This is a genomic window from Catenovulum sp. SX2 (assembly GCF_052056295.1).
In the GTDB taxonomy this organism is placed as follows: Bacteria; Pseudomonadota; Gammaproteobacteria; order Enterobacterales; family Alteromonadaceae; genus Catenovulum.
The window spans coordinates 182,050-195,877 of the sequence record NZ_CP182494.1; the positions used below are offsets into that span (position 1 = coordinate 182,050).

Sequence of the window (13,828 nt, forward strand, 5' to 3'; positions counted from 1 at the left end):
AAATTATCAATTTCTATACAGCCGCCGACAGAGCTCCTCTAGGCGGCTTGTTTGTTTTATAAACTCAGGATAATAACCAGATGAATAACAGTGCAACATTAAAAATTTCTGATGATTTAGACGGAAAAACATTCGGTGCTGCAGGTTTTGAATACACACTTGATGCCAATTGGGGCAAGTTAGATTCAAAACAATATCCAGTAGAAAATTGCCATGATTTAGCAATTGATTCAAAAGGGCGGATTATTCTAGTTACGGATAATGTGCAAAATAACTTTTTAGTTTACAACCAAGCGGGTGATTTACTCGATAGTTTTGGTACTGAGTTTCCTGGTGCACATGCGCTGAAAATTCGCCAAGAAGATGATGGCGAGTTTATGTATGTGGTTGACAGCGGCTGGAAATTAAATCGTGATTGGGACGGTGTATCTATCAATGAATGGGACTCGCCGCGTAACAAAGTTATCGCACAAGCTGGCTTTATTGCTAAATTGAATATGCGTGGTGATATTTTGTTTACCATTGGCCATCCACAAACAATAGGTATTTATACCCCTGATATGCCTTTTAGGCCGACTGACATCGCCATAGCTGATAACGGTGATATTTATGTGACTGATGGTTATGGCTCAGATTATGTCATTCAGTATGACAAACAAGGGCGTTATATTCGTCATTGGGGCGGCCACGACAACCAAGACCCAAATCTCAATTTGTGCAACACTCATGGTATTGAAATTGATAGACGCAACCCTGACAAACCAATGTTAATGATAAGCTCCAGAGCTGAATTTGCGTTTAAATTTTTTACCTTAGAGGGTGAGTATGTCGACACACTTAAGGTACCTGGCGCTTGGGTTGGGCGTCCGGTTTTTCATGGTGAGCATTTTTATGTGCCAGTATGTTGGTCTGATATTGATGGTAAAAACCAAGACGATTCAGGTTTTATCAGCATCTTTGATAAAAACAATCAGGTTGTGGCAAACATAGGTGCTGAACAACCAATTTATCTAGAGGGGCAATTGCAGCCAATGAAAACCAACTGGCAACTATTTAATCATTGCCATGGTTTGTGTATTGATGCTGAAGGTAATTTATATGTCGGCCAGTGGCGAGCGCATAACTCTTACCCGCTTAAATTGCTAAAACAAGACTAAAAATAACTAAGGGCGTGCTCGCCCTTAGTTATAAATCAGCACAAATTATTTTTTATATGCAGGGTTGTCGAAGTCACCGTTGAAGCGTTTTTCATAGACAGTCGACATAAAGGATTTAATTGCATCTACCATTTCTGGATATGGAATATCCGTACCTGCGACAAATCCAACATTGTAGGGTTCGCCGTCAAACGCACGACCGGTTAATGGCGAATCTATATATTGGAACCAATGTGCACCAACCATGTTCGGGTGAGCGGCCACACTGGTAATATAGTCTAAATACATTTTCGCTCTGTCTTTATGATCATGTGCTTGCACTAAACCTGCATGAAATACACCCGTATCTGTGGTTGAACCAATGTGGAACTCACCAATTGCCACAGGTAAATCAAACTCGGTTAAGAAACCCCATTCTTCAGGCTGGACACCTTCTTCATAAATGTTGAACGACAATACATCTGAGTATTTAACCGAAGCTTTAATGGTTTCTTTTGGCATACCAAAGTTCGCCATACGTGCGCCCATATACAAATGATTTGGCAAAGCTTGTTCAAGCGTGTCATGGACTACTTTAAAATAACGATCAGATAAAGCTTCAAGCATATGGGATAAATCGGCTTCTAATTCGCTAGAATACGGCGCTTGTAAATGCACTCCTTTTTCTATGCTTGCCCAGCTATCTGCTTGAAAATTCCACGCTTGGTTGAGCTGGTTAATGCTGCCATATTTTGCTTTTAAATATTCAGTAAAATAAGTTTTCGCAGGGCTATCAGCATTGTTTACGGTTAATGTTGATAAGATTACCCCGTATTTTTGGGCAACTGTACCTTCTGGCAATCCCCAACTTTTTTCATTATCGATAAAGATACCGGCGCACCATGGGGAGCCTTTAATTTCTTCGGCAATTACATCAATGGTGATTTTTGCACGGCGGACAAATTCAGGATCAAATGGATCAGGTAAAGGTGCCCAAACATCATGTTCAGATTTTAACGTTTTAAAATCACCGATAATCCAGCCATTGGCAAAATAAGGCACTTGTTCATTTGGATAAAATGCCGGATCAACCCAGTTACCAAATGAAGTGAATCCCCAGTTGTTCATACGATCTAACGTCACTTGTTGCCAAGTTTGTTCAAAGTTTTCACCATAACGTCTTTCTAAATTTGCCCGATAAAAACTAAAAGTTTCACCTGAAGTTAATGGGCCTTTATGTACTTCACGACGATAGCTATAGTGTTTAGCCATAGGATCGTCATAACTTGGTAACCAAGTAAACATGTTATTGCGTAGCTCTGATGCTACAAAACGTGTTTTCCGGACCTCGTCTGACACTTGTACTATGCCCATAGAATCTTCTGGTGTTACTCGAGTTGGGTCTATATATCGCACTGAGTCATCTTTAAAGTCGACACCTGTTAACGTGGTTAAATTTGCCATCCGCACATTAGCTGGGCCATGTGAGAAAAAGATATGGCCTTCAGGGTCGACCATCCACCAACGGCCATCAATTTTTTCTGTTCTGAAATAGCCAGTCGCTTTAAGTTTAGGGCCATCTTTCCAACCGCCGTATTTAGAGCGATTGGCCATTAATCCACCTTTGGCAAGCTCGGCAAGTTCTTTATCGGCAACTGCTTTAAGCTGTTCAGCAGAGTTAACTTTAATTGGAAAGTTTTGTTTAGCATTTTGACCAAATTCATCAGCCAAACCGACTAGATAACTGTCGTTGTATTCAGGGTTTTTACGTAAACGTAAGTTTGTAACTTCAATTTGTTTATCGTGTAAATTACCGCGCACAAACAAGGCGACTTCGGTAATGCGGCTTAAATCGAGTTTTTTACCAAAACGGGTGACAAACATTTCTTCGTTGGTTTGCCATGGGTAAGGTTTTTCACGAATACCTGCATTGGTATCAAAAAACTTGCCTTTAATAATTGAAAAGTAGGTGCCTTGTTCACCAGCGGCTAAGTTAACCGCTCGATTGAGAGAGCGTGCGCGGCTGCCGGTAATTTCCATATCTTCTTTGACACCAGCTTCGTCGGTTAACGACAGGTAAACTTGGATAGATTCGTCTGATAAGTTTTTAATATCAACCGCTAAGTTAAACTCATCAAATTCAGACCAATCCCAAGGTGTGTCAGGGTGAAATTTAACCGATGGACGGTAGTGATCACTCTGGTAACTGACTCTCACTGAGTTATTCAACAGCTGAGTTTGAGCACCCCAACTGGCAATATCCACATTGGAATTTGCACTGCCATTCCAAATAACAGCTAGTGCTTGTTCGGGTTGTGCTTGAGTTATTTGCACTTCGGACTTTTTGCTATCACAAGCTGACAGCAATATTGCAGATAGAATAGCTGCAATCGGGAGTTTACGCATTTTCGACCTCTTGTCATGTATAGTGTTGTAAATTTTTTGCTTGATTGACGCTAGCGTTAACTAAGCTTGGGCTGTAATTAACCTTTGTACCAATTGATCAATTTTTTGAAATTCTCTTGTGACGCCAACAACAAATAACAAGCTTGTAGTGCACCTGTTTTATGGAGATTAATAATTGATTGTTCAGATAAAGATGCGAGCTGTTGTCGGCTAACTTGGTACAAACCATCTATTTTTTTTGTTTGCCCGTCCGCCTGTTGAAATTGGAGTTGGCTCGGCTCAATTAAATCTATGTTTAATAAGGTTTGAATAAAATTTTGATTGCTGGCTAAACTTGACTGCAAAAACTCAACAAGCTTGGCCATTTTTTGTAAATAATCACTGGGTTGTTGATCATCCAAAAATAGTGCTTCACCAAGCTGATTATCTATTCTTGGGCTGTCAATATTTATCGCTAGGTTTAAACCTGTGGAATTATTATTGATTTGGTAAATAAAGGGTTGTCTTTGAATATGCAAAGGCAAGTAGTCTTGTCCCCACTGACCACTTTTAATGTATAAATTTTGATTGGGTTCAAAACCTAATAAAACATATAAACCAAATTGACCTGTTTCTGTGTCTTTTAAAAAACAAACCGGGTAATGAACTGCTAATTGATTTAACTCGTTTGCGACAACAGGTACGCAGTGAACATTTTCACCAAAATTTTCACCATGGCCTGTTTTAATGCGTATATCTTGATGGCGTTTTCCATCTAATGTTTCAAATGATTGCATAGTTATACCTAAATTTTTTGCAGCCCAAATTTTTTTATTTTTTCAATGAGTTTACGGTTGGGTTCAAGAGTATTGATAAGATGGTCTAGCTGTAATTGAATATCGCTGCATTGAGCCAAGAGTAAGTCTTTCTGTTGTTTACTAACTTTAAATGGATAACCAGTTTTAAAACCCATGCCGTACAAAATATATAAATAACTATCGAGCGGAAACACCTCTATTGCTTGTTCAAAATCATGCACACAAGGATATTGGTATCGCCACAACTCAAGCTGGTTTTGTAATGATTGAGGAATGCTCTGTGCTTGTTTAATATCTTGCCAAAATGGCTCGTGTCTTTGATTGAGTAAGTAATGCAACTTAAGAAAATCTATGATGCGTTGCCAACGATATAAAAATGTTTGATTAAACTTATCTGCAACTAATTGCATAGCGCTTTGATTTGCAGGAAAGTGCTCAGATAGAGTATTGGCTGACATCTCAATCAGTAATAAAGCCGAAGCTTCAAGCGGTTCTAGAAAACCAGCTGATAATCCAATTGCAACACAGTTTTTATGCCAAAATTTGCTTAAATGCCCAGGTTCAAATTTAATGGTTTTGAAAGTACAGTAGTTGGCATTGCCCGCTGTGTTGTTTATGTAGCTAGCCAATTGTGCTTGGGCGTCAGAGTCTGAGATATAATCACTGGCGAATACATAACCAACACCTCGGCGGTTTTGTAAGCCAATATCCCAAATCCAACCGGCTGATTGTGCAGTGGAAATTGTCGTTGAAGCAATTGCTTGCTCTTGATTAGCATAATCAACTTGGCAGGCTATGGCTGAGTCGGCACTAAGGATTGTTTTGCACGATTTAAACGGAATTTGATAATGTTTATTAATCAGGAGTCGCTTAAAGCCAGTACAATCAATAAATAGATCTCCAGACACAAGACCATTTTCTTTAGTCACCACGGCTGAGATAGTGTTTTCTACAGAAGCCTTAACTTCAATCACATCGTCTGTTAGCTGTTTTACTCCAAGTTTTTCAACACAATGTTTTTTTATAAAGTCAGTAAATAAACCAGCATCTAAATGGTATGCATAGTTGCTAACGGACGCATATTCGGGAGTGGTTATGCTTTTAGGTGCCAAACCAAGTTCGCATATATAATCTTGTACACAAAAAGCTTTGGAAAAAGCACTCTGTTGGGGTTGTGCTTGATGGTTCCAAGCGTGCAGCGTATTAAATTGTTCGTCTTCGCCTGCCAACATCAGCGGATGGTAATAAGCATCATTTTTAGCGCCTGAAACCCAACCGACAAATTTTGCACCTTGTTTAAATGTTGCATTGCAACTTTTAATAAACTCAGTTTCACTCACGCCAATACTTTTAAGGGTACGGCGCATGCTTGGCCAAGTACCTTCACCAACACCAATTGTTTTGATGTTTGGTGATTCAATTAGACTAATTGAAACTCGTCCAGCACATTTGTTTTTCAGCTTGTTGGCTAGTATCGCGGCAGTGATCCAACCCGCATTGCCACCACCAACAATAATCACCGACGAAATAGCATTATTCATATAACTAACCTAAAAGCGGCAAAATAAATTTTGCCGCTGATGTTGGACAACTCAATTAAAACTTGGCAGTAATACCAATGTTGTAACGCGCACCATAATCTTCAAAATCAACGATTTGATTTTTAAATCTGTTATGACGGCGAGTTGTCTCGTCGGTTATGTTTAATCCTTCAATAACTAAACTGACACTGTCGGTTAACTCAACGCTAGCTGAGATATCTATTTGCTGATAAGCCTCGGTAAAAGTTGGCTCGTTACCGCCTTTCAGTAAGAACTTATCACGCCAGTTATATGCAACTCGAACAGAGAATAAATCTTGTTCATAAAAACCAACTAAGTTTGCTGAATCACTTAGGCCAGTTAGTGCAAAATCATTGTTTAAGTTATAGATATCGTAGTTATCTGAGCTATCAACTAAGGTGTAGTTGGCGATAGCACCAAAACCACTGTCACCCAACATGTGCTGGATATTAAATTCCCAGCCCGTTACTTCAGTCGAATCTAAGTTTTTCGGTGTAGTCACTGTCCATAAAATTGCTGGATCTGTCGCTTGTGATGTACAAGCACTTACTGGATTAGTTGGGCTACCTTCAGGGCAATTTCCTCGTGGATTTGCACTCGGATTGGTCAAAGGACCATTTGGACCTGATATAATGCGCTCTTCTTCGCCAGTGGCGATAAAGTTATCAACTTGTTTACGGAAATGGCCGACTGACAAATAACTGGTATCCTCGTAATACCATTCTAACGAAACGTCAAAGTTGCGTGATTCAAATGGTAGTAGATTTGGATTACCTTGATTCGCTTCAAATGGGCCTGTAGACAGGTGGTTGTTTAACTCGGTTGCTGGGAACATTGCACTAATATCACTACGTGAAATTGTGGTGCTGTATGACATACGAGCGACAACTTCATCGGTAATGTTTAAGCTAAAGTCCATATTTGGTAAGAAGTAATTATAGTCACCGTATAAGGTGCTAGAAGCCACTTCATCAGCATACATTTTTGACATTTCTAAATCTGAAACCCAGTTAAAACCAACAACTGGTTTTTCAATTGAGTATGAGGAAACATCTGTGCTTTCGTATCTAACCCCAACATTTGCGTTAAAGTCCATACCGTTAAATTCGGTCGAAAAATCAAATGATAGGTAATAAGCTAAAGTATCTTCTTCAATACCATTTAAGTTTTTATTGGTATCAACAAACAAACCTTGTTGTTTCACCATGTCGATAAATTGCATAGCTGAGTAGTTAGGAATATGCTGAAAACCTATGCCACCATTTTCTAGCGATAGGTCAAGTGCAGAGATGTCCATTGCACCACCCAAGGCAAAGTTTGCGCTGTATATTTTAGTGGTATCAACTTTGTAGTTTGTGGTTGCTACACCAAAGTTGATTGCTGTCAGTCCACCACTAGAGCTGTTTTCCCAGCGGCCGTCTAATTGAATTTGTTGAATATTGTTTTCAATTTCGTAACCACGCTCTTGATATAAATCCGCACGCATATTGGCCAGATCATAAGCACCACCAGTTAACATAGAATCGTCATAACTAACACTTGGGATATCTGAGCTAAAATCTGCTGCTACGGTAACACCTTGACCATCAGATGTTTTTATATTCGCCAAGTTGGCTAAACGCTCTGCAGGTAGTGCACCTGGGTTGGCGTGTGAAGTTGAATCATGTAAATCTAATTCAAATTTTAAATTGTCTGTGGCAAACCATTCAAAGTTTAAGCCGTAAGAATCATTCTTAGTTTCAAAAGCATATTCCCACGCCCAGAAATTCAATTCATCGTTGGTGCGGCGAGGGTCGATAATTGTACCGTTTATATCCGCTTTGCCTGATTCAACATTGTCGAACCAAAAACTCATACGATTCATTTTAGTTTTTTCATCATGGCGTGACATAGTGTAATCAGCTGTAGCAGTTAGGTTATCTGCCAAGGCAAATTGCAATACGAGTTGAGCATTTTGACGTTCACGCTCAGTGTTTGAATCGTCTAAATCAACTGTTGGTACTTTCCATGTTTGTAACGTTGGATTTTTAGTTGTATCTATCGCGCTTGTATCGGGTGATTTTCCTGCTGCAAACCCTGGATATCCACGGCTCCAACCATTTTGTGTTCCAATTCTATCTTTATGGCTGTCACGCTCAGCGTGAGACATCGACAACATCACACCTACTGTGTCATCTAAAAATGTATTGCTAATTGTACCGGATAACTCTGGGGTAATTCTTCTACCTGTACCATCACTTGTGCTTGTGTCCATCACGGCTTTGGCACTTGCATGAGCATTAAATCCAGGGCGTTCAAAAGGACGCGCGGTTTTAATATTTATGGTTGCACCTATACCGCCTGAACTCACATGTGCTTTACCTGTTTTGTATACCTCAACGGTAGAAACAACATCAGCACCTACTTCTTTAAAGTTAAAGCTTCGAGAAATACCTTCTCCATCGAGTGCTGATGAGTTTGGCATCTGCCGACCATTTAGGGTTACTAAGTTAAAGCTGGGGCCAAAACCACGGACAGTAACTTGGTTACCTTCGTTATTAGAGCGATCGATGGATACACCGGTAATACGCTGCAATGATTCGGCCAAGTTAGTATCTGGAAATTTACCAATATCCTCAGCTGAAATGGCATCAATAACCCCTGATGCATCGCGTTTTAACGCAGCCGATTTATTGAGTGAGCTACGAATGCCTTTTACGTGAATGACTTCCGCTTCTTCCGCTTGATTAGTTTGAGCTTGAGCAACCGTAGTCATACCTGATGCAGCTAACATAGATAATAAGACGGTATTGAGTTTAAACATGCTATTACGCATTTAGTTGTCCTCTTGTTTGTGTTGTTTGTTGAGTGTTTAACTTCCTAGCTGTACTGCTTGTAATGTCAGCTTTACAAACATCTCTATAATATTTTTACTTTTTGTTAACGGTTGTTGTCAAGTGTTTATTGTAAACAATTAAATTTAAGTGTAGTCTGTAAATGGATTATGTGTAATTTGAATTGGGTTGTGAGCAATATGCCGGCAAGTGAATATTTCAAAGATTTTTTTCAACACGAGAACAAAGTTTATGCGCAAATTCTTGCTGACATAGCCCAAGGTATATACGTCAGCGGCGATAGGCTTGTGACTACAGCTTTGGCCAAACGCTACAGCACATCAATTAATCCAATTCGAGAAGCCATAAAACAACTTGAAGGTGAAGGATTTGTTACTTCGCAAAAAAATAGCGGCGCGCGCGTTGCGAATTTTAGCCACGCGACCATGCGCGATGTATTCGAAATTTTACAATTGCTCGAGCCATATTTGTTTGAATGGTATATCCAAAGATATACGCAAGATTGTTTGTTAAAACTCAACGAAGTATTGCATCAAATGCGCAGTTTAGCGGTTGATGAGCATATGAAATTTCGTGAACTCGACACAGAATTTCATTGGCTGATGTACAAACACCATTACAACAAAAGTGCTGTGCAACTTTGGAAAAAAAACAAACTTATCTTACAAGCGCTGCACGGCAATATTCCGATTAGTTTGGCAAGGCGGGAACATGCAATTGTTGAACATGAAAAAATTCTATCCGACATAGTCAACAAAAAGCCGCAGGACGCAGTGCAAGCCTTGCAGCAACATATCAATCAAGGTCGGCAATATTGGTCAAAAGTATTAGTGCAGTAAGTTGGTTAACTAGAGAAGTAACATGAAAATAACAGATATAAAAACATATGTATTTTGGCTCGGCTTTCGCAATGTTTGTTTGGTGAAAGTTGAAACTGATCAAGGTTTATATGGCTGGGGCGAATCTGGTTTGTCTGGTCGAGAAAAAGCTGTGGTTGGCACTATTGAACATTTTAAACAATTTTTAATTGGCCAAAATGCGCTGAATATCTCTGCCATGTGGCAAGAGATGTATCGCAGCCAATATTTTGAAGGTGGTCGAGTATTGGCAGCCGCCATTTCGTCTATTGATATTGCGTTGCATGACATTGCCGGAAAATATTTAAACCAACCCGTTTATCAATTGTTAGGTGGCAAACAACGCAATCATATCCCTTTATTTGCAACCTCAGTAAAAGATTTCAACCAAGGTTTAATTGAAGATTTACTCAAATTAAAAGAGCAAGGTTGGCAGTCTATTCGGGTGACTACAGGTGAACATGGCAAAGCAGAAGGTAAAACTGTTTTTGACAGCAGAAAGTCATTAGCCAAAACAGCACATTGGTTAACCCAAGCACGCGAAGCTATAGGTAGTGAAATTATGCTGGGTATTGATTACCACCACAGACTAAGTGTTGGTGAAACCGCATCTTTTTGCCAACGCATGCCAAGTGGCACTTTAGATTATTTAGAAGAGCCAATACGCGATCAGTCTATTCAGGCTTATAAAAATTTACGCTCCATGGTGGATATTCCGTTTGCGATAGGTGAAGAGCTTACCAGTAAATGGGATTTTGCCCCTTACGTTGACAGCGCCTTAACCAATTATGCGCGCATAGATATTTGTAACGCGGGTGGTTTTACCGAAGCAATGAAAATTGCTGCCATGTGCGAAACCAAATATATCGACATGATGCCGCACAATCCACTTAGCCCAATTTGTACCGCTGCATCAGTACATTATTGTGCTGCCATTGCCAATATGAGCTGGTTAGAGCTTGCGCCATACGATGGTGATTTATCTGAATACGATGAAATATTTACCAACCGACCAAGAGTAGTTAACAACAGCTTTGAAGTTAAAAACTGCGTTGGTTTGGGCATAGATGTAAACGAAGAAAAACTGCAAAACCAACAATTCAAATTTTGGGAACCACCCAGATTAATTAAACCAGACGGCAGTTACACCAACTGGTAATAAAGGGGGATAAGATGAAAAAAGGTGGCATTTTAGCGCTGATATTTATCAGTGTGGTCATTAACTATATGGACAGAACCAATATATCTGTCGCAGCGGCTGCAATTTCGGCTGACTTAAACATTAGCAAAGTTGAAATGGGTTTGATCTTTTCCGCATTTGCTTGGACTTATTCAATTATGCAAATACCGGGTGGCATGTTAGTGGACGCCGTGCGTATTCGTTTTTTGTATCCATTTATTTTAGTCGCTTGGAGTTTAGTGACTTTAGTGCAAGGTTTAGTTAGCTCAGTTGCGGCGCTTATTGGCTGTCGTATGGCGATAGGTTTTTTTGAAGCACCAAGTTATCCAGCTAACAACAAAATAGTCACTCAATGGTTTGCCGAGCAAGAAAGAGCAGGGGCGATTGCGGTTTATACCTCTGGGCAATTTATAGGTTTGGCGTTTTTAATGCCCGTGTTAGCAGTTATTCAAGACTGGTTTGGCTGGCGTGGATTGTTTATTGTTTCTGGTTTAATCGGCATAGTTTGGGCGGTTATTTGGTATATTTTTTATAAAGAAGCACCGACTGAAAACACCCAAGCCAATACTCAATCTAACATTCAAGGCAATAAAACAACTGCTGAACCAGCCAATGCAACACCCGTTAGCATGCAAAATTTGAAACTGGCATTTTCTAGCAAAAAACTCTGGGGCATTTATATTGGCCAGTTCTGTTTAGGCGGCACCTTAGTGTTCTTTTTAACTTGGTTTCCAACCTACTTAGCTGAATACCGCGGATTTAGTGATTTAAAAACCGGCTTTTTAGCCTCAGTACCATTTTTAGCGGCATTTTGTGGTGTGCTGTTGTCAGGTTTTGTATCTGATTTATTGGTGCGTAAAGGTTACTCAAATGAGTTTGCGCGTAAAACTCCTATCATATTAGGTTTGTTTTTATCTAGCTCGGTTATTTTTGCTAACTATACCGACAGCACTTTATGGGTGACTTTCTTCTTATCTTTAACCTTTTTTGGCAATGGTTTGGCATCGATTAATTGGGTGTTTGTCTCTTTAATTGCACCTAAACATATGGTTGGTTTAGTTGGAGGTTGTTTTAATTTTATCGGCGGTTTATCTGCGGTAATCGTACCTATTCTTATTGGCTTTTTAGTACAGGATGGCGATTTTAGACCGGCATTAGCACTGATAGCTGGTTTAGCATTTGTCGGTTTGTTCTCGTATTTATTTTTGGTTGGCAAGGTTGAAACCATAGAAATGCCAATTGTCGAAAATGAAGTGGAGGCCAAAGCGTGAGTATAGTTTTTTTTGGCGAAATAATGCAAAGGTTGACGCCAGCATTACCACAACAAAAATTGGTGGTGGCGAAAAATTTAGCCGTTGATTTTGCAGGGGCTGAAGCAAATGTTGCAAGTTCACTTGCAAGGTTAGGTCATCAAAGTTATTTCGCGACTTGTTTACCCGATAACCCAATAGGTGATCACTGTATTGCCACGCTCAAACAATACGGAATTAATACTGATTATTGTTTGCGTAGTGGCAAACGTATTGGCAGCTATTTTATTGAACTTGGTGCATCTATTCGACCATCGCGCGTGGTTTACGATAGGGCTGATTCGGCTTTTGCAACTTTACAGTCAGGTCAATTTGACTGGGAAACAATATTAGCTGGCAAAGACTGGTTGTTTTTAGGTGGCATTACACCTGCGCTTTCAAGCAACTGTGCTAGCGAAATAGTAAAAGCTGCACGTATCGCCAACGCCATGGGCGTTAAAGTTGCTTTTGATATTAATTACCGCCGCAGTTTATGGTCTGAAGAGCAGCAACAAAACAAAGTTGCAGAGCTGATTTTTAGCCAAATTTTACATTACAGCGATCTAGCTTTTGCCAACGCAGGTGCAGTTGCTGATGTGTTTGGCAAAACTTTTGACGAGGCTGATGCAATTGACCAAGCCAAGCTTGTGGCAGCTTATTTAATCAATACCTTTAATCTTGATACGGCAGTAACCGCGCGAATACACAAGAGTGCATCTAACAACCAGTTAGCCGCGATTTACCGCACCCAAGGCGAAAATTATCAAAGCAATTGGTTAGATGTAGAGATACTCGACCGCTTAGGTACTGGGGATGCATTTGCCGCAGGGATTTTGCATGGGTTACTAAGTGGCAAATCAGCACAACAGACAATTGATTTTGCCAATGCAGCTTTTGCACTGGCGCACACTTGTTACGGCGATCAACATTGGTCGGATGAAGCTGAAATAAATGCAGTCGTTCAAGGTTTTACCAGCGGATATGTTATTCGCTAATTTTTTTGTCTTTAAAAATTATAGTTAACAGTTAACGTTTTAATTTAAGGTGTTGAGGTGTGGAATTATCCAATGAATAAACAACAAATAATTGAACAGATGTTTAAACAAAAGCTGGTGGTGATTATTCGAGTTGAACAGCCAGAACAGATAGACGGCATAGTTGAAAACCTATTAACCGCGGGTGTTGGTATTTTAGAAATAACCAGCAACACCCCGGGGTTCGCGAGCAAAATCACCCAACTGCGCGAGCAATATCCAAACTTAATTGTTGGTGCTGGCACAATCACCACAGTAGAAATTGCTGAGCAAGCCAAAGCTGCGGGTGCGCAGTTCTTAGTAACCCCGAATACTTGTAAACAAGTTGGTGCTTTTGCTAATGAACACAATTTGCCAGTGTTAATGGGCGCATTTACCCCGACTGATGTGGTAGAGGCGAAAAAAGCCGGCGCTGATGTAGTTAAGTTGTTTCCGGCTGAGCCAATTGGCCCTGAATATTTGAAAGCTTTAGCCAAAGGGCCGTTTTTAGACACAGCATTTTTCCCAGTTGGCGGCATAGATCAAGACAACTTTGAACAGTGGATAGATGCTGGGGCGAAAGGTTTAGGTATAGGCGGCGCATTGGCAAAACCAGTAAAAACTGACGCAGAAAAACAACAACTCATTGCTGGTGTCAGCAAAATAGTTAATCGACTAAAACAAATGGGATAAAAGCACAATGCAATTTATAAATATAAAACACCTTAGCCTACTCGGTTTTGCTGGGTTATTA

The 13,828-nt window shown here is 40.0% G+C and carries 10 protein-coding genes; 6 read left to right on the forward strand and 4 right to left on the reverse strand.

Annotation, left to right across the window (positions count from 1 at the left end; all coding sequences use genetic code 11):
* Nucleotides 1-80 precede the first annotated feature (80 nt).
* Entirely contained in the window at nt 81-1,157 is a 1,077-nt protein-coding gene (locus tag ACMZOO_RS18185; RefSeq protein ID WP_440906660.1) for a 6-bladed beta-propeller, read from the forward strand.
* Nucleotides 1,158-1,202: 45 nt separating this feature from the next.
* Here the strand turns inward: ACMZOO_RS18185 and ACMZOO_RS18190 are convergent, their stop codons facing one another.
* From ACMZOO_RS18190 to ACMZOO_RS18205, 4 genes are all read right to left on the reverse strand, one after another.
* Nucleotides 1,203-3,542: an agarase gene (locus ACMZOO_RS18190; protein WP_440906661.1), complete on the reverse strand. Its 2,340-nt coding sequence runs from the start codon at nt 3,540-3,542 to the stop codon at nt 1,203-1,205.
* A 77-nt stretch (nt 3,543-3,619) separates the two neighbouring features.
* Nucleotides 3,620-4,318: a SapC family protein gene (locus tag ACMZOO_RS18195; RefSeq protein WP_440906662.1), complete on the reverse strand. Its 699-nt coding sequence runs from the start codon at nt 4,316-4,318 to the stop codon at nt 3,620-3,622.
* Nucleotides 4,319-4,326: 8 nt separating this feature from the next.
* Nucleotides 4,327-5,880: a tryptophan halogenase family protein gene (locus ACMZOO_RS18200; RefSeq protein WP_440906663.1), complete on the reverse strand. Its 1,554-nt coding sequence runs from the start codon at nt 5,878-5,880 to the stop codon at nt 4,327-4,329.
* Nucleotides 5,881-5,935: 55 nt separating this feature from the next.
* A complete protein-coding gene (locus ACMZOO_RS18205) occupies nt 5,936-8,716 on the reverse strand; it encodes a TonB-dependent receptor (RefSeq protein ID WP_440906664.1) in 2,781 nt (926 codons plus the stop codon).
* 198 nt (nt 8,717-8,914) lie between these two features.
* On the opposite strand from ACMZOO_RS18205, the gene ACMZOO_RS18210 reads away from it, so the two are divergent.
* From ACMZOO_RS18210 to ACMZOO_RS18230, 5 genes are all read left to right on the forward strand, one after another.
* Entirely contained in the window at nt 8,915-9,574 is a 660-nt protein-coding gene (locus ACMZOO_RS18210) for a GntR family transcriptional regulator (RefSeq protein ID WP_440906665.1), read from the forward strand.
* A gap of 22 nt (nt 9,575-9,596) precedes the next feature.
* Nucleotides 9,597-10,751 carry a mandelate racemase/muconate lactonizing enzyme family protein gene (locus ACMZOO_RS18215; protein WP_440906666.1) on the forward strand — a complete coding sequence of 385 codons (1,155 nt, stop codon included), beginning with the start codon at nt 9,597-9,599 and terminating at the stop codon, nt 10,749-10,751.
* 14 nt (nt 10,752-10,765) lie between these two features.
* Nucleotides 10,766-12,043, forward strand: a complete 1,278-nt coding sequence (locus ACMZOO_RS18220) for an MFS transporter (RefSeq protein ID WP_440906667.1) — start codon at nt 10,766-10,768, stop codon at nt 12,041-12,043.
* Nucleotides 12,040-13,056 carry a PfkB family carbohydrate kinase gene (locus ACMZOO_RS18225; protein WP_440906668.1) on the forward strand — a complete coding sequence of 339 codons (1,017 nt, stop codon included), beginning with the start codon at nt 12,040-12,042 and terminating at the stop codon, nt 13,054-13,056. Before ACMZOO_RS18220 ends, ACMZOO_RS18225 begins: the two co-directional genes overlap by 4 nt.
* 72 nt (nt 13,057-13,128) lie before the next feature.
* Nucleotides 13,129-13,767, forward strand: coding sequence for a bifunctional 4-hydroxy-2-oxoglutarate aldolase/2-dehydro-3-deoxy-phosphogluconate aldolase (locus ACMZOO_RS18230; protein WP_440906669.1), 639 nt, complete (start codon nt 13,129-13,131; stop codon nt 13,765-13,767).
* The last annotated feature ends 61 nt before the right edge of the window (nt 13,768-13,828 follow it).

What these genes read in the sequence shown, in the direction of transcription:
- ACMZOO_RS18215 (WP_440906666.1), top strand. Translation starts at nt 9,597, where the DNA reads ATGAAAATAACAGATATAAAAACATATGTATTTTGGCTCGGCTTTCGC.
- ACMZOO_RS18200 (WP_440906663.1), bottom strand. Translation starts at nt 5,880, where the DNA reads ATGAATAATGCTATTTCGTCGGTGATTATTGTTGGTGGTGGCAATGCG.
- ACMZOO_RS18230 (WP_440906669.1), top strand. Translation starts at nt 13,129, where the DNA reads ATGAATAAACAACAAATAATTGAACAGATGTTTAAACAAAAGCTGGTG.
- ACMZOO_RS18190 (WP_440906661.1), bottom strand. Translation starts at nt 3,542, where the DNA reads ATGCGTAAACTCCCGATTGCAGCTATTCTATCTGCAATATTGCTGTCA.
- ACMZOO_RS18195 (WP_440906662.1), bottom strand. Translation starts at nt 4,318, where the DNA reads ATGCAATCATTTGAAACATTAGATGGAAAACGCCATCAAGATATACGC.
- ACMZOO_RS18205 (WP_440906664.1), bottom strand. Translation starts at nt 8,716, where the DNA reads ATGCGTAATAGCATGTTTAAACTCAATACCGTCTTATTATCTATGTTA.
- ACMZOO_RS18220 (WP_440906667.1), top strand. Translation starts at nt 10,766, where the DNA reads ATGAAAAAAGGTGGCATTTTAGCGCTGATATTTATCAGTGTGGTCATT.
- ACMZOO_RS18210 (WP_440906665.1), top strand. Translation starts at nt 8,915, where the DNA reads ATGCCGGCAAGTGAATATTTCAAAGATTTTTTTCAACACGAGAACAAA.
- ACMZOO_RS18185 (WP_440906660.1), top strand. Translation starts at nt 81, where the DNA reads ATGAATAACAGTGCAACATTAAAAATTTCTGATGATTTAGACGGAAAA.